Origin of the sequence: Bradyrhizobium yuanmingense (genome assembly GCF_900094575.1) — a bacterium.
Lineage (GTDB): Bacteria > Pseudomonadota > Alphaproteobacteria > Rhizobiales > Xanthobacteraceae > Bradyrhizobium > Bradyrhizobium yuanmingense.
This window is the reverse complement of sequence record NZ_FMAE01000001.1, coordinates 690,244-712,295: the sequence shown is the minus strand read 5'-3', so window position 1 is coordinate 712,295 and position 22,052 is coordinate 690,244. Positions and strand designations below refer to the sequence as shown.

Sequence of the window (22,052 nt, the reverse complement as noted above, 5' to 3'; positions counted from 1 at the left end):
CTCAATTGCTTGGCGTGGTCGCACGGCCGTCGAGCCACTTCTGGAACATCAGGGATGTCGACAGCTCGAAGCCGAGCGAGCCATAGAACGCGTTGGCCTGCGCGTTCTCGCGACGGACCAGGAGCTGCAGCTTCAAAATCCCGGCGCTTCGCAGCCAGTCCTCGGCCGCCGCCATGATGATGCGGCCGAAGCCGTGCTTCTGACAGCTGGGATCGACGGCGACGTAATAGACCCAGCCGCGATGGCCGTCATGGCCGACCATCACGGTGGCGACGATCGCGCCATTGTCGCGGCCGACCAGCACGGTGGAATTGTCGCGCCGCCGCGCTAGTGCGATGTCGGCATGCGGGTCGTTCCAGGGGCGCGTCAGGCCGCAGCGCTGCCACAGCGCGACCACGCCCTCGACGTCGGCATCGGTGATCGCATCGATCGCAAGGGAAGCGCTCACAGCACCTTCCCCGGATTCATGATGCCGAGCGGATCGAGCATCGTCTTGATGGAGCGCATCAGCTCGATCGCGGTTTTGTCCTTCACCTCGGGGAGCTCGTCGCGCTTGAGCACGCCGATGCCGTGCTCGGCCGAGATCGAGCCGCCCATGCGCAGCACGATCTCGAACACCACCGCGTTCACATCATGCCAGCGCGCGAGGAAATCGGCGGTGTCGGCGCCGATCGGCTGGCTGACGTTGTAATGCAGATTGCCGTCGCCGAGATGGCCGAACGGCACCGGCCGGGCGCCGGGGATCAGCTTCACCACGGCCGCATCGGCTTCCGCGATGAATTCGGGCACGGCCGCAACCGGGACGGAGATGTCGTGCTTGATCGAGCCGCCTTCCGGCTTCTGCGCCGCCGACATCTCGTCGCGCAGCTTCCAGAACGCGCCGCGCTGGGCGAGGCTCGCCGCGACCACGGCGTCGTCGACGATCTCTTCCTCCATGGCACGGCCGAGGATCGTCTCCAGCGGCGTGCGGGCATCCTCGCTCGGCGATGACAATTCCATCAGCACGTACCAGGAATGCTTCTCTGCGAGCGGATCGCGCACGTCGATGCCGTGGCGGACGGAGAAATCCACCGCCAGCTCCGACAGCAGCTCGAAGCTCGTCAGCGCATTGGCGGCTTCGCCTTGCGCGATGGTGAGCAGCTTCAGCGCCGCCGCCGGCGATTTCAGCCCGACGAAGGCGGTCTCGATCGCCCGCGGCTTCGGAAACAGTTTCAGCGTCGCCGCGGTGATGATGCCGAGCGTGCCTTCGGCGCCGATGAAGAGGTTGTGCAGATTGTAGCCGGTGTTGTCCTTCTTCAGCTTCGACAGCGAATTGAGCACGCGCCCATCGGCGAGCACCACTTCGAGGCCCAGCGCCATCTCGCGCGCGACGCCATAGGCGAGCGCCGCGGTGCCGCCGGCATTGGTCGAGAGGTTGCCGCCGATGGTGCAGCTGCCTTCCGCGCCGAGCGACAGCGGAAACAGCCGGTCGACCTCGGAGGCCTTGGCTTGCGCGATCTGCAGCACCACGCCGGCTTCCACCGTCATGGTGTTGGACGCGGTGTCGACCTCGCGGATCTTGTCGAGCCGGCGCAGCGACACCACCACCTCGCCATTGTGCGGCGTCTGGCCGCCGACGAGCCCGGTGTTGCCGCCCTGCGGCACCAGCGCGATGTTGTGCGCGGAGGCGAGCTTGCAGATCGCGGAAACCTCCGCCGTCGAGCCCGGGCGCAGCACCAGCGGCGAGCGGCCGTGGAACAGATTGCGCTCCTCGGTGACGTAAGGCTCGATATCGGTCGGGTCGGTGATGGCGTGGCGGTCGCCGACGATCTTGCGGAATTGCTTGATCAATTCGGGCGCAAGCGGCGGGGTGGCAGGCTTGTTGATGTTCATGTCCTCGTCTCTTGCTTCAACGCGCCACCGCGGCGCGGCGCAGCCGGTCGTTGATCGCCTCGCCCAGACCATCTTCGGGAATCGGCATCACTGCAATCGCCCGCGGCGCTTTCGCATCGAGGCTGCGAAGATAGCCGAACAGATTGGCCGCGGCTTCATCGAGATCGGCGGTGGGCGACAAATTCATGACGGCCGAGGCGGCGTCAAGACCGGGCAGGCGCTCCGGGCCGAACGCCAGCAGCGCTTCGCCCGGCGCGACCTCACGTGCGTTGAGCCGCACAAGGGCGCGCGGCGCATAATGCGAGGCCAGCATGCCCGGGGCCAGTGGCTGGCTGTCGTCGCTGCCAGCCTCCACCGGCGGCCGCGCCAGCGGCGCGCCCAGCACAGCCTCGATCCGCTCGCGCGAGAGCCCACCGGGACGAAGCAGCATCGGCGCGTCGAAGCAGCCGACAATCGTGGATTCAACGCCGACCGTAACAGGCCCGCCGTCGATGATCAGGTCGATCCGCCCGGCAAGGTCGCTCTCGACATGCGCGGCCAGCGTCGGCGAGACGTGGCCGGAGATGTTGGCCGAGGGCGCCACCACGGCGCCGCCGAAGGCGCGCAGGATCGCCTGCGCGACGGGATGGGCGGGGATGCGGATCGCCACCGTGTCGAGGCCAGCCGTGGCGAGATCCGCCACCGGGCAGTCCTCGGTCATGGGCACCACCAGCGTCAGCGGCCCCGGCCAGAACGCCTCCGCAAGCGCCAGCGCGCGCGTATCGAACCGCCCGATCCGCCGCGCGGCTTTGAGATCCGCAACATGCGCGATCAGCGGATTGAACGCCGGCCGGCCCTTGGCGGCGTAGAGATGGGCGATCGCGACCGCATTGGCAGCATCCGCCCCGAGCCCGTAGACCGTCTCGGTCGGAAACGCGACCAGCCCGCCGGCCGCAAGTCGCCGGGCGGCGGCTTCCGCGTCGGCTTCGCCGGCCGGCAATATCAGCGTTTCGACACCCGTCTTCACAGGGATAAAATTCCTCATCTCGGCCGCTTGCAGTGCGTCAAGCCCGACGCTATAAGCCGCCTTCTTGTCGGAGTGTGGCTCAGCCCGGTAGAGCACTGCGTTCGGGACGCAGGGGTCGCAGGTTCGAATCCTGCCACTCCGACCATTCTTCCAAAAGTCGACGTTTTCCAGAGTCTTGGCAGACCGGCTGCCGGCGCGTCAGGACGCCTTTTTGCAACGATTTCGGGATTGGGTCCACGGCCGATTTGGCGGGGCAGGGTGGCCTGTCGCGGTAGCATGGCTTGCCAGAAGGGAGCGCCGGCGGTTCCGACTTGCGGAGCTAGGTCAGGGGCCTACCGCCGCGCCATCAGCACACCCACCAAAAACGCCACCATCAGCGCCGGGCCGTGGTGCCTCGCCGGTTGCCCTCCAGTCATCCCGACGGCTAGATGAGTCCCAAGCTGATCGCGCGCCTGAGGCGCGATCGGCCAATAACAAAAACAGGGCTGGAAATCATGAACAATAAAATCATCGCGCTCGCTACGGCTTTTGGCTTCGCGGCCTGCGGGTCGGCATGGGCCGCGTGGCCCGACGACAAGCCGATCGAAGTCGTCGTCGGCTTTGCGCCCGGCGGCGGCACCGATGTCATGGCGCGCAAGCTCCTTCCCTTTGTCGAGCGTGTGCTGGGCGGCAAGGCGAAGTTCGTCGTCCTGAACAAGCCCGGCGCCGGCGGAGAGATCGCGTTTGCGTCGATCGCGCGCGCGGCGCCCGAGGGCTATTCGATCGGTGTCGTCAACGTGCCAGGCTACAACTTCCTGCCAATGACCCGCAAAACCCAATACACCACGGATGAAATCCGGCTGGTCGCTCGCGTCGTCGAAGATCCGAATGTCATGGTGGTGCCTGCCGATAGCAGATTCAGCAATCTGCCGGATGTCGTTGCCGCACTGCGCAGCAAGCCGGGCTCGGTGACCTTCGGTCACAATGGTGCCGGCACGAACGGTCATCTGGCCATTCGCATGCTTGCGGCAGCCGCGAAAGTCGAGCCCAACGAGATCTCCTACAGAGGAACGGCCGCACAGCGGACCGATCTCCTGGGCGGGCATCTGGACGTCGGCATGGTCACCCTCAGCGAGATCCCCGAATTGCATGGCACCAACAAGGGGCCACTTCGTGTCATCGCGATCCTGTCGAAGAAGCGCTTTCCATCGCTGCCGGGCGTTCCGACGGCAGAGGAGGCGGGCTTTCCGGTCATGACGACGGCGGAACGCGGCTTCGCGGTCCCCAAGGGCGTTCCGGACGACATCGTCAAGAAGCTGGAAGCCGGGATCGCCGAGGGCCTGCGTAGTCCAGAGTACCTGACGGGTTCGCCCGGCGACGAGCCGGTGATCGCCTTCCTGCCTGGCGCGGAGTGGCAGAAACGCCTCGACGACATGTCCGAAGCCCTGCGTCCTTTTGCCGAGCAGATGCGGGCAAGCGAACAGTAGTGATTGATCCTGCTCTGGCAGGCGGTTGCTAAGACTATTCGTCATGCTTCGGGCCGCTGCAAATCAAGGTCTCGATGGCCGCGCCGCCTCATGTTTGCCACCCTCCAACGCAAACGGCGCGGCCGTGATCGACCGCGCCGCTGTGATCTTCTGATGTGAAGGGCCTAGTCTTCGTAGGGTGCGTAGGCTGATGCGCCCCAGCGAGGCCCGTCATAGCCGTATCCCGGGCCCCAATAACCGTAGGTGTTGGCAGGGTGCCAACTGCCGATGCGCTGGCATTGGCCGATGCCGGCCATCAACTGGCCGCCGCTCATGGCGGGCCCGGCGGCGCCGACTGCTTCTCCAGCCGGTGGGGTGCACGGGCCGGGACCGCGGCCCGCAGCGAGGCTGGGGCTTACAGTTGCGAGCGGCAAAATCGCGGCCAGAGTTGCGGCGACGCTCACGAGTTTCGTACGTGTCATGGTTGTCTCCATGTTCGAGGCTTAACGGGGGACCAATCCCTCCTGCCGCGAGACGTTCCGCGCGGAACGGTCGCGTTTTCGCGAGCAAAAAGGGTTTCCTCGGGTTTCACGGAACGCCGCGATTTCCATTGACGTGAGCGCGTCATCGCGAGCGCGCATCATCTGCGAGCGACCAGCACACCGACCAGAAAGGCCACCAGCAGCGACGGCAGCGGGGCGTCGCGCACCATGCCGCGGACGACGTCTTGCCAGTGCTGCTCCGGCACCAGTCTCGGCGATCGCACGTTGGGCGCGGGCTGGATACCCCAGTGTGATGCGAGCTCGGCGACCTCGCTTTGCGCGAGGCGCACGCCGTCGCGGACGCGATAGATCGCGGCCTCGGACCGCTCACGCGGTGCGAGCAGCATCAAGGTCTCGACCGCGGTGCGCAGCGTCATCTCGCCGTAGCCTTGCAGCCTGACCTGCTCCTCGGGATCGGACGTCATGCAAAATCCCTCACAGCGTCAAATTCTTCACAATGAGAAATGGCGCGCGATGGTGAAGGCCGCCGCCGTGCACAGACCCAGCGTAGGCCCGGCCACGTCGCGCGCGAGATCGGCGCGCGTCAGCTGCCTGCTCATGGTCTTGCTCCATGCTTTGCATGGAAATGGCCGCCGCCGCGCTTGGTTCCCTGCGCCGGCGCGAATCGGCAGGCCGACTATTTCCGCAGCAGCTCGCTCAAGGCCGCCGTCGCTTCGGCGCAGCGGATGTCGTCGATCTCCCGCGACAGGCTGAGCGCGCTCGATCTCAGCTCCTCGAGCTTCCAGCTGTCCGGATGCTGGTTTTCGAGCTGACCGAGACGCTTGTTCAGATCGTCTAATCTCGATTGAAGCTGCCCGATGCTGGCGGCCCCATTCACTTTCCAAACGCGTTGTGCGCGCATCGTCGTTCCCCTGATAGTCTCACGGCCTTGTGAGAGCGGTTCATGGCCGGAATGGGAGTTTGTTTTGTCCGGCTTCAGACGGCGGGGAACCGTTGCAGATCGGCAACGAAGTTCCTGTTTGGTGCTCACCCAGCGCCGCACGATGATACCCGCAGGCCCGGAATTTGATTGTGCCCTCAGTACGGGGCGCCGAGGCGGCCTGTGCGCGCGGGTGATAGGCTCTGGCCGGGCGCACTCGAAAAAGATGAGGAACGACGCGTGACGAGAACTGTGACCATTGCAGCCGGCCAGCTCGGACCGATTGCGAGGAGCGAGTCGAGGTCCGCGGTGGTGGCGCGACTGATGGCGTTGATGCGCGAGGCGCGGGCCTGCGGGTGCGACCTGATCGTCTATCCCGAGCTGGCGCTGACCACGTTCTTTCCGCGCTGGTACTTCGAGGACCAGGCCGAGATCGACAGCTTCTTCGAGCGCGAGATGCCGGGTGCCGAGACACAGGCGCTGTTCGATCTCGCCCGCCAGCTCGGCATCGGCTTCTGCCTCGGCTATGCCGAACTGACGCTCGAGGTCGGGATTGTCAGGCGCTACAACACGTCCATCCTCGTCGACAAGAGCGGCGCGATCGTCCTGAAATATCGCAAGGTGCATCTGCCCGGCCATGCCGAGCACGAACCGTGGCGCGAATTCCAGCATCTGGAGAAGCGCTATTTCGAGCCCGGCAGCGGCTTCGGCGTGGTCGATGCCTTCGGCGGCGTGATCGGCATGGCGATCTGCAACGACCGCCGCTGGAGCGAGACCTATCGCGTGATGGGCCTGCAGGGCGTCGAGATGGTGCTGATCGGCTACAACACGCCCGTGCACAATCCGCCCGCGCCGGAGCATGACGATCTCTCGCTGTTCCACAATCATCTGGTGATGCAGGCCGGCGCCTATCAGAACGGCACATTCGTGGTCGGGGTCGCCAAGGCCGGTGTGGAGGAGGGCGTCGACCACATCGGCGGCAGCTGCATCATCGCGCCCTCGGGCGAGATCATTGCGGCCTGCACGACAAAGGGCGACGAGATCGCGCTGGCGCGCTGCGATCTCGATCTCTGCAGTTCCTACAAGCGCACCACCTTCAATTTCGACGTGCACCGCCAGCCGCGCGCCTACGGCATGATCGTCGAGCGGAAGGGCGTGACGATCATGGCGGATGGGACGCCGGTGCCGCGGAGGGGGTGACGCTCTCTCCTTCGTCATTGATTCTCTTCACGACCACGTGTGTTTATTCGGAAACGTTCATTCCCTATTATCCCGCAATGCAAAAGACCGCCCGCCGCTCCCGGCCTGCCGCCCGTCTGCCCGGCCGTCCCCGGGAGTTCGACATGGACACCGCGCTCGACCGCGCCGTGCGCGTGTTTCGTGAGCGCGGCTATCATGCCACCTCGATCGGGGACCTCACTGCGGCGATGCGGCTCGCGACGGGAAGCATCTACAAGGCGTTTCGCGACAAGCATGCGGTGTTTCTCGCCGCCTTCGAGCGCTACACGGCCCTGCGCCAGCAGCAGACCCGCAGCGCGGCGGCGCGTGGTGCAAACGGCCGCGAGCAAATCCGCAACGTGCTGCTGTCCTATGTCGAGCACTCCCGGGGAATCGAGGGGCGGCGCGGCTGCCTCGTGGTCGGCAGCGCGGTCGAGCTGTCCGCGCTCGATCCGGTCGTGGGTGCCCGCGTCAGCACACAGCTCGCGAGCAACGAGAGCTTCATCGCCGGCCTCATCCGCGCCGGACAGGCCGATGGCTCGATCCCCCGCCATGTCGTAGCCGACGACACCGCGCGGCTAATGCTCTGCATCACGCAGGGAATGCGCGTCGTCGGCAAGGCGCGTCTGCCGCTCGACGCAGAGCGTCTCGTCGGCGCCGCAATGAAGCTGCTCGCCTGAATTTTTTGTCAGAATAGGGAATGACTATTCCCTATACCTTACCTAATGGCCATTCCCTGCGCCTTACCTGGAGACCATGCGAATGACGATGAATGCCACGATCGAGACCGCGCCCGGGCCGGATGCGGTGTCGCAGCGCCTGACCTTCGTGCTTGCCGCGGCCTGTGGCATGGTCGCCGCCAACATCTATTATGCGCAGCCGCTGATCGCCCCAATCAGCGCCGCGCTCGGCCTGTCGCATGCAGCTAGCGGGCTGATCGTGACGATGACGCAGATCGGCTACGGCACCGGGCTGCTGCTGATCGTGCCGCTCGGCGATCTCGTCGAGAACCGCGCGCTGATCTGCTCGGTGATCATGCTCGGCGCCGCGGCGCTGCTCGCCGCGGCGTTCGCAACCCATGCGTTGCCGTTCCTGCTCGCCGCACTGTTCATCGGCCTCGGCTCCGTCGCGGTGCAGATCATCATTCCCTATGCGGCGCATCTGGCGCCTGAAGCCATCCGCGGCCGCGTCGTCGGCAACGTCTCGACCGGCCTGATGCTCGGCATCATGCTGGCGCGTCCGGTGTCGAGCTTCGTCACCGCCTTGCTGTCGTGGCACGCAGTGTTCTTCGCCTCCGCTGCGCTGATGATCGTGCTCGCAGCCGTGCTCTGGATGACGCTGCCGAAGCGCAAGCCGGTCACGCGGATGCATTACGGCCAATTGCTGCTGTCGATGCCGGATCTGGTGCGGGCCACGCCGCTGCTGCGGCGCCGCGCGCTGTACCAGGCGAGCCTGTTCGGCGCCTTCACCCTGTTCTGGACGGTGGCGCCGCTCCAGCTCGCCGGCGAGTTCGGCTTCTCCCAGCGCGGCATCGCGCTGTTCGCGCTGGCCGGCGTCGCCGGCGTGTTCGCAGCACCGATCGCCGGGCGCCTCGCGGACCGCGGCCATAGCCGGATCGCGACGCTGGTCGCGATGCTGCTCACGGCCGCCGGCTTCCTCGTGACCTCCATCGGCGCGTCCGGCTCGATGCTGAACCTCGCCTGTCTGGTGGTGGCCGCGATTGCGATCGATATCGGCGTCCAGGGCAATGTGGTGCTGGGGTTCCGCGCCATCTTCGCGCTCGGGCACGAGCACCGCAGTCGCCTCAATGGTCTCTACATGGCGACGTTCTTCGCCGCCGGCGCGGTCGGCTCGGCGGTCGGAGCATGGGCGTTCGCACAGGGAGGCTGGACGCTCGCATCGGCCATTGGCCTTGCTTTGCCCGTCGCGGGGTTGCTCTACGCGCTGACCGAGTAGCGGCCGTCGCCCGAACGGTGCGACCGACCTCGCGATGACGCAATTTGCATCTCGCGGATTGGTTGCGGTTGTAGTACTTTCGTCGCAACGCACCTGGTTAACGGGCGGCAGGGGGATGCTGATGAAACGTGCGGGGCTGTTTGGCGCACGGCGGGTACGGCCATGGTCGTGGGGGGCGTTTCTGCTCGGGCTCGCCGTCGTCGCGGTTTCGGCCGTGGTTCAGGGCATCTGCGTCCTGCTCGGCGCAAAGTTCTATTTCGCAGCGTTCCTGCCCGGCCTGTTCGTGCTTGCGCTGATGGCGGGTGCACCGGCGGCGGCATTCGCCGCGCTGCTCACCGTGCCGCTGGTGTGGTGGGCATTCATCCCGCCGTTCTTCGAGCTCAATGCGCTGACCAGCGCGCATGCCGATTCCATCAACCTGTTCTGTCTTCTTGCCGTCCTCCTGATCGGCCTTGCCGATCTCTGCCGCGCGACGATGACAATCGTCAGAAGCGGCGGGCTGAAGCCTTCGGGCGAGAGCGCGGCAACGAATCCGCAATAGATCGCGCCGCGCGCGTTGCGCCCGAGCAACAGTCCGGCAACCATCCGCGAACTTGCCGCGCGCCGCTAACTTTTCGAAAAAGATTTGGCCGCAGTTTCTCCCGCGGGAATGACGAGGGAGTTTTCGGACATGAACGGTCACGCCATCCTGGAGAACGTGCGCCGCTACCGCGGCATCGCATCGCTCTATCGCCAGACCGCAGCGTTCCGCCCGGGCCAGAGCTGGTCGCTGCTGGAGCAGGCGAGCGAGTGGGAGGCGCGGGCGCTGTCGGAGCTGGAAGCCTATTTCGCCTCGCGCACGGACCACACCGCCCCGCTCGCGGCCTGATCGCCGGCCATCGGCGCGCCCTGAACCGGCTCGCCGAAGGCGCGACCGCCACGGGCAACTACGGAGTTGTCTCCGCATCCTTCTGTGCTAGCAACGGGCGAGAGATTCTTCTTCACGTCGGCCGGGGCACGCGATGACCACCTTCAACCGCATCTTCACGACGGAGCGCCTGCTCCAGATCATCGTGGTGCTGGCGGCGACGCTCGCCATGAAGCTGATGAGCTGAGCGAAGGCCGGCTATCGTCCGCCTAGCTCGGGCAAATCAGGCAGATAATTCGAGCCTTCCGAGCCGAGGAAATCGAACATCGCCTGCGCGGGCGGCAGCAGCACCTTGTCGCTGCGGCGGATCACGTACCATTGCCGCACGATCGGCAGGCCCGCGACGTCGAGCACGACGAGCCGGCCCTCGGCGAGCTCATGCGCCACGGTGTGAGCCGAGATGAAGGCGATGCCGAGCCCGGCGATGACCGCCTGCTTGATGGTCTCGTTGCTGCTCATCTCCATGCCGATGATCGGCTCGAGATCCGATTTCTGGAACATGCCCTCCATCAGCGTCCGCGTGCCCGAGCCGGGCTCGCGGGTGAGGAAGGTCTCGTGCACGAGATCGGTCAGGCTGAGGCCGGAATCCTTCTCCAGCCAATGGCCCTTGCGCGCGACGATGATGTGCGGGTTGCGCCCGAGCTGGCGGACGTCGACGGTGACGTCGGCCGGTGGCCGACCCATTACGGCGAAGTCGAGGTCGTAGCCGTGCATGGCCTCGCGGATTTCCTCGCGATTGCCGATGGTCAGCTTGATCTCGATCTTGGGGTAGCGCTTGGAGAACGCCGCGATCGCGTGCGGCACGAAATATTTCGCGGTCGAGACCGCGCCGAGATGCACGGTGCCGCCGGTCCGCCCCGCGAGCAGGTCGAGCGCGCCCTGGCAATCGGTGATCGCGGCTTCGACCCGTTCGGCCAGCGCCAGCACCTCCCTGCCGGCTTCCGTCAGCAGCATGCCGTCGCCGGTTCGCTGCACCAGGGGCAGGCCGGCCAGGTCCTGCAGCTGCCGCAGCTGCTGGGTCACGGCCGGCTGGGTCAGCCCGAGATGGCTCGACGCCGCCGTCACGCTGCCTTTGGCCGAGAGCGCCGCAAGCGAGCGCAGCTGCCGGATCGTCAGATGCCGGAGCTGGGCCGCTGCATGGCCGGTGCCATTATAAGAAAATTCTTTGAGGCTCATTATAATTAGAAATTTTCCTTATTAAGCCGCTCCTGTCAATCTCCTGATGCCGGCACTGAACGCGACCTGCCTCCACCAGGAGGGAATGGGTGCGGCACCGGCAAGGGGATGGACGCAGATGACCGGGCAACTCAGGTTGGACGACCACCTTCAACGGTACTCTGAGACCGCGCCGCATGCGTTGGCCGTGGCAGCCGCGGTCGATGCCATCGCGGCCGCAGCGATCGAGATTGCCGATCTCATCGCCAGCGGCGATCTCGCCGACGCCTCGGGCCTGACCACCGGGCGCAACAGCGACGGCGATCTCCAACGCGACCTCGACGTCCAGGCGGACGCGATCCTGCGCCGCTGCCTCGGCCGGCTGCCGATCGCGGCGCTGGCGTCGGAGGAGATGCGTGAGGCCCAGATCGTCGATCGTCAGGGGCGAATCTGCATCGCGATCGATCCGCTCGACGGCTCCTCCAACATCGACATCAACATGACCGTCGGCACGATCTTCTCGATCCTGCCGGCCCCCAATGATCTCTCACTCGCCTTTCAGCAGCGGGGCTCGGCGCAGCTCGCGGCGGGCTTCGTCACCTACGGCCCGCAGACCTCGCTGGTGCTGACGCTCGGCGACGGCGTCGACATTTTCACGCTCGATCGCAAGGCGGGCTGCTTCCGCTTCGCGCGCAGCGGCGTGCAGATCGCCGAAGCCTGCGAGGAGTTCGCGATCAACGCCTCGAACCGCCGGCATTGGGATCCGCCGGTGCGCGCCTTCATCGACGAATGCCTCGCCGGCGTCGACGGGCCCGCCAACCACGATTTCAACATGCGCTGGATCGGGTCGCTGGTCGCGGAGGCCTATCGCATCCTCACCCGTGGCGGCGTGTTTCTCTACCCTTCCGATGCGCGGCCCGGCTACGGCGACGGCCGCCTACGCCTGACCTACGAAGCACACCCGATGGCGATGATCATCGAGCAGGCCGGCGGCTCGGCCTCGACCGGGCGCGAGCGCATCCTCGATCTATCGGCGCAGAGCCTGCACCAGCGCGTGCCGCTGATCATGGGCTCGAGCAACGAGGTGCGGCGCGTCGAGGAGCTGCATTGCGATCCGCTGCTGGTTGCCAGCGTCTCGGCGCCGCTGTTCGCGCGGCGCGGATTCTTCCGGCTCTGAGCGAGGCGTCCGATGTCCAGGAAGCATCCGATCATCTCCATCACCGGCTCCTCCGGCGCCGGCACCACCTCCGTCAAGAAGACCTTCGAGCAGATCTTTTTCCGCGAGAAGGTCAACGCCGTCTACATCGAGGGCGACGCCTTCCACCGCTACGACCGTGCCGAGATGCGTGCGCAGATGGCGAAGGAGGCCGAGCGCGGCAACAAGCACTTCAGCCATTTCAGCCCCGAGACCAATTTGTTCGAGGAGCTGGAACGCGCCTTCCGCGACTACGGCGAGACCGGCACCGCGGTGACGCGGCACTACGTCCACGACGCCGAGGAATCGGCGCTGCATGGTGCGGCACCAGGCACCTTCACCGACTGGAAGCAGCTGCCGGAGGATTCGGACCTTCTGTTCTACGAGGGCCTGCACGGCGCCGTAGTCACCGATAAGGTGAACGTCGCGCGCTATGCCGACCTCAAGATCGGCGTCGTGCCCGTCATCAACCTCGAATGGATCCAGAAGCTGCACCGCGACCGCAGCGCACGCGGCTATTCGACCGAGGCGGTCACCGACACCATCCTGCGGCGGATGCCCGACTACATCCACTACATCTGCCCGCAATTCACCGAGACCGACATCAACTTCCAGCGCGTCCCGACCGTGGACACCTCCAATCCATTCATCGCGCGCTGGATCCCGACGCCGGACGAATCGATGGTGGTGATCCGCTTCAAGAATCCGCGCGGTATCGACTTCCCCTATCTGCTCTCGATGCTGCCGCAGAGCTGGATGTCGCGCGCCAATTCGATCGTGTGCCCGGGCGCGAAGCTGGACCTGGCCATGCAGCTGATCCTGACGCCGCTGATCATGCAGCTGATCGAGCGCAAGCGCAGCCTGAAGTGAACAGGGAGAGACTCCGATGAACATCTCCGTCCATGCCGAAGCCGACCTCAATGCGGTCACGCACAACGATCTCGCCAATGCCGTCCGCTTCCTCGCGGTCGACGCCATCGAGGCAGCGCAGTCAGGCCATCCCGGGCTGCCCATGGGCATGGCCGACGTCGCGACTGTGCTGTTCTCGCGCTTCCTGAAGTTCGACTCGGCGCATCCGAACTGGCCGGACCGCGACCGCTTCGTGCTGTCGGCGGGGCACGGCTCGATGCTGCTCTATGCGCTGCTGCATCTCACCGGCGGCGATATCAGCCTCGACGACATCAAGGCCTTTCGCCAGTGGGGCTCGAAGACGCCGGGCCACCCCGAATATGGCCACACGGCTGGTGTCGAGACCACGACGGGACCGCTGGGCCAGGGCATTGCGACCGCGGTCGGCATGGCGCTCGCCGAGCGGATGGCGAATGCGCGGCATGGCGATGGGCTCGTCGATCACTTCACCTATGTTATCGCGGGCGATGGCTGCCTGATGGAAGGCCTCAGCCATGAGGCGATCTCGCTGGCCGGTCATCTCGGGCTCGGCCGGCTGATCGTGCTGTTCGACGACAACGGCATCTCCATCGACGGTCCGACCTCGCTGGCGACATCGGACGACCAGCTCGCGCGCTTCGCTGCCTCCGGCTGGTCGGTGCGCCGCGTCGACGGACATGATCCCGAAGCGGTGGCGCAGGCGATAGCGGAGGAGCGGGAGACCGCGAAGCCGTCGCTGATCGCCTGTCGCACAATCATCGGCTATGGCGCGCCTGATAGACAGGGCACCGAGAAAGTGCATGGCGCGCCGCTCGGCACCGAGCAGACGGCAGCGGCGCGGCGGACGCTGGGTTGGGACTATCAGCCTTTCGTGGTGCCGATCCCGGTGCTCAAGGCTTGGCGGATGATCGGGCAGCGCGGGCAGGTCGACCGCCTCGCTTGGCTCGATCGTTACGAAGGTGCGACGCCGGAGCAGCGCGACCTGTTCGTCGAGGGCAAAGCCGCGGCTCTGCCCGCCGCCTATGCGCTGGCCGCGGCGAAATTGCGTGAGCACTTTGCATCCGAGCGGCCGAAGCTGGCGACGCGGCAGGCCTCGCAACAGGTGCTCGAGGGAATCGCAGGAACAATTCCCGGCCTGGTCGGCGGCTCCGCGGACCTCACCCATTCGAACCTGACGCATGCCAAGGCGCAGGCGCCGGTCAAGAGTGGTGCGTTCGCCGGCGACTACATCCACTATGGCATCCGCGAGCACGGCATGGCCGCAGCGATGAACGGCCTGGCGCTGCATGGCGGCTTCATTCCCTATGGCGGCACGTTTCTGGCGTTCTCCGACTACAGCCGGCCGGCGATCCGACTTGCGGCCTTGATGCGGCTGCGCGTCATCCACGTGATGACGCACGACTCCATCGGTCTTGGCGAGGATGGTCCGACGCATCAGCCGGTCGAGCATCTGACCGCGCTGCGCGTGATTCCGAGCCTGCTGGTGTTCCGCCCCGCCGATGCCGTCGAGACGCTGGAGGCCTGGGATTGCGCGCTCGCGGCGGAGCATCGCCCCTCAGTGCTATGCCTGTCGCGGCAGGCCTTGCCGACATTCCGCAGCGATGGGCGCGGCAGAAACCGCGTCGCGAATGGTGCCTATCTCGTCGTCTCGCCGGATGGCGGTCGCGACGTGACGCTCATTGCAACCGGCTCGGAAGTCTCGATCGCGCTGGAAGCGGCCCGCCTGCTCGCGACCGAGCACGTTCGCGCCGCCGTGGTCTCGGCGCCGTGTTTCGCACTGTTCGAGGAGCAGCCGGATGATTACCGCGCCTCGGTGCTCGGCACCGCGCCGCGCGTCGGCATCGAGGCAGCTGTCGCCGGCGACTGGCATCGCTGGATCGGCGCTGACGGCGAATTCGTCGGCATGCGCGGCTTCGGCGCCTCGGCCCCCGCCCCGGTGTTGTACCGCGAATTCGGCATCACACCGCAAAGCATTGCGGAAGCGGCTCGCCGGGCGATGGCCCGCAAGAGCCAATAAGGAGGACGAATCTTGGCCCGTATCACCCTTCGCCAATTGCTCGATCACGCTGCCAGCCACGGCTACGCCGTGCCGGCGTTCAACATCAACAACATGGAGCAGGGCATCGCGATCATGCAGGCGGCGGCCGCGGTCGATGCGCCGGTCATCATCCAGGCCTCGCGCGGCGCGCGCAGCTATGCCGGCGATCTCATGCTTTCGCACATGATCGACGCGCTGGAGCGGACCTATCCCGACATTCCGCTCTGCATGCACCAGGACCACGGCAATGACGAAGCGACCTGCGCCTCGGCCATCGCCCATGGCTTCACCTCCGTCATGATGGATGGCTCGCTCAAAGCCGACGCCAAGACCGCGGCCGACTATGACTATAACGTCGCGATCACGCGCCGCGTGGTCGATCTCGCTCATTGGGTCGGCGCGTCCGTCGAAGGCGAGCTCGGCGTGCTCGGTTCGCTCGAGCACGGCGGCGGCGAGCAGGAGGATGGTCACGGCGTCGAGGGCAAGGTCGGCCACGATCAGCTCTTGACCGATCCGGACCAGGCCGTCGACTTCGTCCGTGCAACCAAGGTCGATGCGCTCGCGATCGCGATGGGCACCTCGCACGGCGCCTACAAGTTCAGCCGCAAGCCCGACGGCGATATCCTGGCGATGCGGGTGGTCGAGGAGATCCACCGCCGGCTGCCGAACACGCATCTGGTCATGCACGGCTCGTCCTCGGTGCCGCAGCCGCTCCAGGACATGTTCAACCAGTTCGGCGGCGAGATGCCGCAGACCTGGGGCGTGCCGGTCGAGGAGATCGTTCGCGGCATCCGAAGCGGCGTGCGCAAGGTCAATATCGACACCGATTGCCGGCTGGCGATGACCGCGGTGTTCCGGAAGGTGGCGGCGGAAGCGCGCTCCGAATTCGATCCGCGCAAGTTCCTGAAGCCGGCGATGGACGCAATGCGCGAATTGTGCCGCGAGCGGTTCGAGCAGTTCGGTACCGCAGGCCACGCCAGCAAGATCAAGGTCATTCCAATGAGCGAGATGGCGCGGCGCTATCGCGCCGGCGAGCTCGATCCGCGCATCGACGCCCGCGAGCCGGTTGCCGCTTAGCCAATCAGAAAGAGCAGAGAAAAGAGCAGGAGAGAGACATGAACGCACATGCAGGCACGGTCCGCGGCAAAGAGCGCTATCGCTCCGGCGTGATGGAATACAAGCGCATGGGCTATTGGGAGCCCGATTACACGCCGAAGGACACCGACGTCATCGCGCTGTTCCGCGTGACGCCGCAGGAGGGCGTCGACCCGATCGAGGCCTCTGCTGCGGTTGCCGGCGAATCCTCGACCGCGACCTGGACGGTGGTGTGGACCGATCGCCTGACGGCGGCCGAGAAGTATCGCGCCAAGTGCTATCGCGTCGATCCCGTTCCGGGCTCACCCGGCTCGTATTTCGCCTACATCGCCTATGATCTCGACCTGTTCGAGCCGGGCTCGATCGCCAACCTCTCGGCCTCGATCATCGGCAACGTGTTCGGCTTCAAGCCGCTGAAGGCGCTGCGCCTCGAGGACATGCGCTTTCCCGTCGCCTATGTGAAGACGTTCCAGGGACCGGCGACCGGCATCGTGGTGGAGCGCGAGCGGCTCGACAAGTTCGGCCGGCCGCTGCTCGGCGCGACGGTGAAGCCGAAGCTCGGTCTGTCCGGCCGCAATTACGGCCGTGTGGTCTATGAGGCGCTGAAGGGCGGGCTCGACTTCACCAAGGACGACGAGAACATCAACTCGCAGCCCTTCATGCATTGGCGTGATCGCTTCCTTTATTGCATGGAGGCGGTGAACCGCGCGCAGGCCGCCTCCGGCGAGGTGAAAGGGACCTACCTGAACGTCACCGCGGCCACCATGGAGGACATGTACGAGCGTGCGGAGTTCGCCAAGGAGCTCGGCTCGGTGATCGTGATGATCGACCTCGTGATCGGCTACACTGCGATCCAGTCCATGGCCAAGTGGGCGCGGCGCAACGACATGATCCTGCATCTGCATCGCGCCGGCCACTCCACCTATACGCGGCAGAAGAGCCATGGCGTGTCGTTCCGCGTCATCGCCAAATGGATGCGGCTTGCCGGCGTCGACCACATCCACGCCGGCACGGTGGTCGGCAAGCTCGAAGGCGATCCCAACACCACACGCGGCTACTACGATGTCTGCCGCGAAGACTTCAACCCGACCAAGCTCGAGCATGGCCTGTTCTTCGACCAGTCCTGGGCGAGCCTCAACAAGATGATGCCGGTAGCCTCCGGCGGCATCCATGCCGGGCAGATGCACCAGCTGCTCGACCTGTTAGGCGAGGACGTCGTGCTGCAGTTCGGCGGCGGCACCATCGGCCATCCCATGGGCATTGCGGCCGGCGCGACCGCCAACCGCGTGGCGCTGGAAGCGATGATCCTCGCCCGCAACGAGGGCCGCGACTATGTCCACGAGGGCCCGGAAATCTTGGCCAAGGCGGCCCAGACCTGCACGCCGCTGAAGGCCGCGCTCGAGGTCTGGAAGGACGTCACTTTCAACTATCAATCCACCGACACGCCGGACTTCGTGCCGACGGCGCTAGAAACCGTCTGAGGAGATTTGAGATGAAGATCACCCAGGGCTGCTTCTCGTACCTGCCGGATCTGACCGACGAGCAGATCACCAGCCAGGTGCAGTATTGCCTCGCCAATGGCTGGGCGGTGAACATCGAGTTCACCGACGATCCGCATCCCCGAAACACCTATTGGGAGATGTGGGGCCTGCCGATGTTCGATCTCCAGGACGCTGCCGGCGTGATGATGGAGCTCGCCGAGTGCCGCAGGGTCTATGGTAACAGCTACATCCGCATCAGCGGCTTCGATGCCAGCCACGGCTGGGAATCGGTGCGGATCTCCTTCCTGGTCAACCGGCCGAAGCAAGAAACGGAGTTCGAGCTGGTGCGGCAGGAGGTTGGCGGCCGTGCGGTCCGCTACACCACGGTTCGAAAGCCGGCCGCGCACGCGCCAGCTTGAGTCATCCGCTTCCGCGCGGAGCTCTCCCTGCTCCGCATCCTGGCGGACCACTGCTTCGCCGCCTCGCTCGCGGCGAAGCTCTTTTCTTCGAGGGTAGCCATGCTCGATGTCCCCCACGCAACCACGACCGAACACAGCGAGACCCATTTCGATCTCCGCAAGGAGGCTGAAGCCGCCGGAATCACCGAGACGCTGCTACAGCTCGATCAGGAGCTGATCGGACTCAAGCCGGTCAAGAATCGCGTGCGCCAGATCGCCTCGCTGTTGCTGATCGAGCGCATCCGGCAGCGTGCGGGGCTGGCCTCCGCGCCGCCAACCCTGCACATGTCGTTCACCGGCAATCCTGGAACAGGCAAGACCACCGTGGCGCTGCGCATGGCCAGGATCCTGCACAGGCTCGGCTTCGTGCGGCGCGGGCAGGTGATCTCGGTGACGCGCGACGATCTCGTCGGCCAGTATATCGGCCACACCGCGCCGAAGACCAAGGAGATACTGAAAAAGGCGATGGGCGGCGTGCTGTTCATCGACGAGGCCTATTATCTGCATCGTCCCGACAACGAGCGCGACTATGGTCAGGAATCGATCGAGATCCTGCTCCAGGTGATGGAGAACCAGCGCGAGGACCTCGTCGTGATCCTCGCCGGCTATGGCGAGCGGATGACGAAATTCTTCGCCTCCAATCCCGGCTTCCGCTCGCGCATCGCCCACCACATCGAATTCCCTGACTATGCAGAGGCCGAGCTGCTCGTCATAGCCGAGCTGATGCTGAAGGAGCGCGGCTATCGCTTGTCGGCCGCGGCGCGCGAGGCGTTCGAGAAATACATCGCGCTGCGTCGGACCCAGCCGTTCTTCTCCAACGCGCGCTCGATCCGCAACGCCGTCGACCGCATCCGCCTGCGGCAGGCCGATCGGCTGGTGTCCGATCTCGATCGCATGCTCGATGTCGCCGACCTCGAAACCATCGATGCCATGGACGTCTTGGCGAGCCGAGTCTTCAGCGGCGGTGCGGATGCGCGGAGTGCAGTGCCATGACGAAGGAGATCATGATCGCTCCATCGATCCTCGCCGCGGATTTCGCGCGTCTCGGCGAGGAGGTCGCCGCGATCGACGCCGCTGGGGCCGACTGGATCCATTGGGACGTCATGGACGGACACTTCGTGCCGAACATCAGTTTCGGTGCCGACGTCATCAAGGCGGTCCGTCCCTATTCGAAGAAGCCGTTCGACGTGCATTTGATGATCGCGCCGACAGATCCCTATCTCGAGGCGTTCGCAAAGGCCGGAGCGGACATCATCACGGTGCACGCCGAAGCGGGGGCGCATCTCGACCGCTCGCTCCAGGCGATCCGCTCGCTCGGCAGCAAGGCTGGCGTCAGCCTTTGTCCGTCGACCCCGGAAGCGGTGATCGAGTATGTGCTCGATCGTATCGATCTCGTGCTGGTGATGACGGTCAATCCGGGCTTTGGCGGCCAATCCTTCATCGCATCGCAGATCGACAAGATCAGGCGGATCAGGACCATGATCGGCGGGCGGCCGATCCGGCTCGAGGTCGACGGCGGTGTCACGTGCGACAATGCCGCGGCCGTGGCTGCAGCGGGTGCCGACACGCTGGTCGCGGGCTCCGCCGTGTTTCGCGGCAAGAGCGCTGGCGAATATGCCGCCAATATCGCGGCTATTCGCATCGCCGCGGAGACCGGCCGGGTTCCGAAGCTGCAAGATAGTTCCGCGCCCGCGAAGCGGGCCGAAGAAAGTGCGCTCATCCGGTAGATTACGGATCAGCCCACCGCCGTGGCTCCGGTGTGTCAAGGCGCGCCACTTTCTCCGGATCTCTACGGAGCATGCCTTCCAAATCGATCGGCTCATTCAGGCCGGGGTAACCAACGCACCGGAGAAGGACAATCGATTAACGACCGCGCAATGCCAAGCGTCTCAATCTGTGGTTTAGGAACGGTATGAGAGCGCGGATGCGTAACGACGGAAACTGCGGCATGAAGCCCGCACGCGGCGCAAAGTGATGGCATGAGCATGCATCGCCTGTTCGCCGAGCAGCTCCGCTGCGCCACCGATGCCACCGGACAGGTCGATCTCGTCAAGCTGGGCAAGTTCGTCAGCGCGGCTTACGAGGCCGGTGATCGCGAGCGTCAGCGGATGATCGAAGTACGCGCGCAAACGCGCGACGAGGTCGAGCAGGATCTGCTGCGGACCCGCGAGTTAACATTCCGATCGCCGTCTTCGCGAAATGTGCGGAGAGTTCGCGCTACATCCTGCTCAACCGCGCCGGAGAAGACTATTACGGCATGCCGCGCGAACAGATGCTGGGCCGAACGCCCGAGCAGATCTTCCCGGCTGACGTGGCCCGCGTGGTCAACGAGCAGGATAGACGCGTCGCGGCCAGCGGCATGCCGATGGTTCTGGAGGAGCATCTGCTCGAAGTCGGCGTCAAGGGCCGCGACCGGATCGTCAATTCACGCAAGATGCTGATCACGGATGGCAACGGGGATCCGCAATATCTGGTCGGCGTAATCGAGGATGTCACGGAGCGTGTCACCACCCGGCAGCGGATCAGCCATCTTGCGCATCATGATGCGCTCACGGACCTGCCGAACCGCAGCGCCTTCAACGCGGCGCTCGACGAACGGCTGGAGCGGGCGCAGGAGGCATCGACCAGTTTCGCTGTGCTGAGCCTCGATCTCGACCGCTTCAAGGAGGTCAACGACGTGTTCGGTCACCCCGTCGGCGACATGCTGATGCGGGCGGCCGCCGACCGGCTTGCCGCGGAAGCCGAAGGCGCCTTCGTCGCCCGCATCGGCGGCGACGAGTTCATGATCCTGATGCCCGACAACGCCAGCCGTGAGGACGTTCTGGCGCTGGCCGAACGCCTGGTCGAGACGATCGGCAAGGAGCTCGAGGTCGACGACTATCTCTCCCACGTGGGCCTCAGCGTCGGCATCGCGTTCTATCCCGACGATGGCGTGAACGCGGCGACGCTGCTCGCCAACGCCGACTCGGCTCTCTACCGCGCCAAGCGGGAGGGCAGGAGCCGGGTCCGCTGCTTCGAATCCGAGATGGACCAGGAGCTGCGCGATCGCAGGCTGTTGCAGCACGACCTGCGGCAGGCGCTGGAGCAGAACCAGCTCCTCGTCTATTTCCAGCCGCAGGCGCGGGTGGATGGCGAGGTCATCGGCTTCGAGGCGCTGCTGCGATGGAATCACCCGACGCGGGGCTTCGTGCCGCCGGACCAGTTCATTCCGCTCGCCGAGGAGAACGGGCTGATCGTCGAGATCGGTGAATGGGTGCTGCGCGAGGCGTGCCGTGAGGCGGCATCCTGGCCGCGGCCGTTGCAGGTCGCGGTCAATCTGTCGCCGGTCCAGTTTCAGGCGGGCGATCTCGAGCGCTCGATCCATCAGATCCTGTTGGAGACGGGATTGACGCCGACGCGGCTCGAGGTCGAGATCACCGAGGGCGTGCTGATCGGCGATTTCACCCGCGCGCTCAATCTGCTGCGGCGGCTGAAGGCGCTCGGCATCCGCATCGCCATGGACGATTTCGGTACCGGCTATTCCTCGCTGTCGTATCTGCAGTCGTTCCCGTTCGACAAGATCAAGATCGACCGCAGTTTCATCTCCAACCTGGAGGCGACGCCGCAATCGGCCGAGATTGTCCGCGCCGTCCTGAGCCTGGCGCACGCGCTGAAGATCCCGGTCATTGCCGAGGGGGTGGAGACGGAAGCCAACGTGCCTTCTTGGCCCGCGAGGCCTGCGAGGAGATGCAAGGCTATCTCGTCGGCCGTCCCGACTTGATCGCGCGCTATCTCGACCTGGTGGGCGTCGCCGTGGAGCGCCGCCTCTACGCCTAGCACTTGGCACAGAGTTCCGAGCGGACGTTTGGAACTAAAATCCTTACCGGCACTTCTCGAAAATCAACTTGGTTCAGGCGCGTTGAGCGCGCAGCAAATG

General features: G+C 65.5%; 23 protein-coding genes and 1 tRNA gene. 16 read left to right on the top strand and 8 right to left on the bottom strand.

The window, feature by feature from the left end; all coding sequences use genetic code 11:
• Position 1: 1 nt before the first annotated feature.
• Genes GA0061099_RS03225 through GA0061099_RS03215 form a run of 3 tightly spaced genes read right to left on the bottom strand, consistent with a single transcriptional unit; the run spans position 2 to position 2,896 of the window.
• Positions 2-448, bottom strand: coding sequence for a GNAT family acetyltransferase (locus GA0061099_RS03225; protein ID WP_036028283.1), 447 nt, complete (start codon positions 446-448; stop codon positions 2-4).
• Entirely contained in the window at positions 445-1,872 is a 1,428-nt protein-coding gene (locus GA0061099_RS03220; protein ID WP_036028343.1) for an FAD-binding oxidoreductase, read from the bottom strand. Before GA0061099_RS03220 ends, GA0061099_RS03225 begins: the two co-directional genes overlap by 4 nt.
• Positions 1,873-1,888: 16 nt before the next feature.
• The gene (locus GA0061099_RS03215) at positions 1,889-2,896 is read right to left on the bottom strand and encodes an L-threonylcarbamoyladenylate synthase (protein WP_157786027.1); all 1,008 of its coding nucleotides are present in this window, start codon (positions 2,894-2,896) and stop codon (positions 1,889-1,891) included.
• A 50-nt stretch (positions 2,897-2,946) separates the two neighbouring features.
• On the opposite strand from GA0061099_RS03215, the gene GA0061099_RS03210 reads away from it, so the two are divergent.
• Positions 2,947-3,023: transfer RNA gene (locus tag GA0061099_RS03210), tRNA-Pro, on the top strand.
• Positions 3,024-3,306: 283 nt separating this feature from the next.
• Positions 3,307-4,344 (top strand): tripartite tricarboxylate transporter substrate binding protein, encoded by a 1,038-nt coding sequence (locus tag GA0061099_RS03205; RefSeq protein WP_085972408.1) that lies wholly within the window; start codon positions 3,307-3,309, stop codon positions 4,342-4,344.
• Positions 4,345-4,508: 164 nt separating this feature from the next.
• Here GA0061099_RS03205 and GA0061099_RS39740 read toward each other — a convergent pair whose 3' ends face one another.
• The 3 genes from GA0061099_RS39740 to GA0061099_RS42010 all read right to left on the bottom strand — a co-directional run bounded on the left by GA0061099_RS39740 (position 4,509) and on the right by GA0061099_RS42010 (position 5,856).
• Positions 4,509-4,805: a hypothetical protein gene (locus GA0061099_RS39740; protein WP_100213453.1), complete on the bottom strand. Its 297-nt coding sequence runs from the start codon at positions 4,803-4,805 to the stop codon at positions 4,509-4,511.
• A gap of 158 nt (positions 4,806-4,963) precedes the next feature.
• On the bottom strand, positions 4,964-5,290 hold the full coding sequence (locus GA0061099_RS03200) for a hypothetical protein (RefSeq protein ID WP_036003836.1): 327 nt from the start codon (positions 5,288-5,290) through the stop codon (positions 4,964-4,966).
• Positions 5,291-5,502: 212 nt separating this feature from the next.
• Positions 5,503-5,856 carry a hypothetical protein gene (locus GA0061099_RS42010; protein ID WP_225112605.1) on the bottom strand — a complete coding sequence of 118 codons (354 nt, stop codon included), beginning with the start codon at positions 5,854-5,856 and terminating at the stop codon, positions 5,503-5,505.
• 129 nt (positions 5,857-5,985) lie between these two features.
• Between GA0061099_RS42010 and GA0061099_RS03190 the strand changes: the two genes are divergently transcribed.
• From GA0061099_RS03190 to GA0061099_RS03170, 5 genes are all read left to right on the top strand, one after another.
• On the top strand, positions 5,986-6,945 hold the full coding sequence (locus GA0061099_RS03190; RefSeq protein ID WP_036003839.1) for an N-carbamoyl-D-amino-acid hydrolase: 960 nt from the start codon (positions 5,986-5,988) through the stop codon (positions 6,943-6,945).
• Positions 6,946-7,022: 77 nt separating this feature from the next.
• Complete coding sequence (locus GA0061099_RS03185) at positions 7,023-7,643, top strand: TetR/AcrR family transcriptional regulator (protein ID WP_036030028.1); 621 nt, start codon at positions 7,023-7,025, stop codon at positions 7,641-7,643.
• 82 nt (positions 7,644-7,725) lie between these two features.
• Positions 7,726-8,919 (top strand): MFS transporter, encoded by a 1,194-nt coding sequence (locus tag GA0061099_RS03180; RefSeq protein ID WP_036030024.1) that lies wholly within the window; start codon positions 7,726-7,728, stop codon positions 8,917-8,919.
• 121 nt (positions 8,920-9,040) lie between these two features.
• Positions 9,041-9,460, top strand: a complete 420-nt coding sequence (locus GA0061099_RS03175; RefSeq protein WP_036003874.1) for a hypothetical protein — start codon at positions 9,041-9,043, stop codon at positions 9,458-9,460.
• A 129-nt stretch (positions 9,461-9,589) separates the two neighbouring features.
• Positions 9,590-9,787 (top strand): hypothetical protein, encoded by a 198-nt coding sequence (locus GA0061099_RS03170; protein ID WP_036003876.1) that lies wholly within the window; start codon positions 9,590-9,592, stop codon positions 9,785-9,787.
• Positions 9,788-10,024: 237 nt separating this feature from the next.
• Here the strand turns inward: GA0061099_RS03170 and GA0061099_RS03165 are convergent, their stop codons facing one another.
• Positions 10,025-11,002: a LysR family transcriptional regulator gene (locus GA0061099_RS03165; protein WP_036030020.1), complete on the bottom strand. Its 978-nt coding sequence runs from the start codon at positions 11,000-11,002 to the stop codon at positions 10,025-10,027.
• A gap of 118 nt (positions 11,003-11,120) precedes the next feature.
• Here GA0061099_RS03165 and GA0061099_RS03160 point away from each other — a divergent pair, with 118 nt between their 5' ends.
• The 8 genes from GA0061099_RS03160 to rpe all read left to right on the top strand — a co-directional run bounded on the left by GA0061099_RS03160 (position 11,121) and on the right by rpe (position 19,863).
• The gene (locus GA0061099_RS03160; RefSeq protein ID WP_036030016.1) at positions 11,121-12,158 is read left to right on the top strand and encodes a class 1 fructose-bisphosphatase; all 1,038 of its coding nucleotides are present in this window, start codon (positions 11,121-11,123) and stop codon (positions 12,156-12,158) included.
• A 12-nt stretch (positions 12,159-12,170) separates the two neighbouring features.
• The gene (locus tag GA0061099_RS03155; protein WP_036003856.1) at positions 12,171-13,046 is read left to right on the top strand and encodes a phosphoribulokinase; all 876 of its coding nucleotides are present in this window, start codon (positions 12,171-12,173) and stop codon (positions 13,044-13,046) included.
• Positions 13,047-13,062: 16 nt separating this feature from the next.
• Complete coding sequence (gene tkt / locus GA0061099_RS03150) at positions 13,063-15,081, top strand: transketolase (protein ID WP_036030015.1); 2,019 nt, start codon at positions 13,063-13,065, stop codon at positions 15,079-15,081.
• A gap of 12 nt (positions 15,082-15,093) precedes the next feature.
• Positions 15,094-16,179, top strand: a complete 1,086-nt coding sequence (gene fba / locus GA0061099_RS03145; RefSeq protein ID WP_036030012.1) for a class II fructose-bisphosphate aldolase — start codon at positions 15,094-15,096, stop codon at positions 16,177-16,179.
• A 38-nt stretch (positions 16,180-16,217) separates the two neighbouring features.
• A complete protein-coding gene (locus tag GA0061099_RS03140) occupies positions 16,218-17,678 on the top strand; it encodes a form I ribulose bisphosphate carboxylase large subunit (protein WP_036003865.1) in 1,461 nt (486 codons plus the stop codon).
• Positions 17,679-17,689: 11 nt separating this feature from the next.
• Positions 17,690-18,097, top strand: a complete 408-nt coding sequence (locus tag GA0061099_RS03135) for a ribulose bisphosphate carboxylase small subunit (RefSeq protein WP_036030009.1) — start codon at positions 17,690-17,692, stop codon at positions 18,095-18,097.
• Between the two features lie 99 nt (positions 18,098-18,196).
• Positions 18,197-19,129 (top strand): CbbX protein, encoded by a 933-nt coding sequence (cbbX, locus tag GA0061099_RS03130; protein ID WP_036030005.1) that lies wholly within the window; start codon positions 18,197-18,199, stop codon positions 19,127-19,129.
• Positions 19,126-19,863 (top strand): ribulose-phosphate 3-epimerase, encoded by a 738-nt coding sequence (rpe, locus tag GA0061099_RS03125; RefSeq protein WP_036030002.1) that lies wholly within the window; start codon positions 19,126-19,128, stop codon positions 19,861-19,863. Before cbbX ends, rpe begins: the two co-directional genes overlap by 4 nt.
• Before the next feature lie 174 nt (positions 19,864-20,037).
• On the opposite strand, the gene GA0061099_RS43075 is transcribed toward rpe, so the two are convergent.
• Complete coding sequence (locus GA0061099_RS43075; protein WP_420886516.1) at positions 20,038-20,265, bottom strand: hypothetical protein; 228 nt, start codon at positions 20,263-20,265, stop codon at positions 20,038-20,040.
• A 47-nt stretch (positions 20,266-20,312) separates the two neighbouring features.
• Here GA0061099_RS43075 and GA0061099_RS03120 point away from each other — a divergent pair, with 47 nt between their 5' ends.
• Positions 20,313-21,896 (top strand): putative bifunctional diguanylate cyclase/phosphodiesterase, encoded by a 1,584-nt coding sequence (locus GA0061099_RS03120; RefSeq protein ID WP_420886517.1) that lies wholly within the window; start codon positions 20,313-20,315, stop codon positions 21,894-21,896.
• Positions 21,897-22,052: the final 156 nt, after the last annotated feature.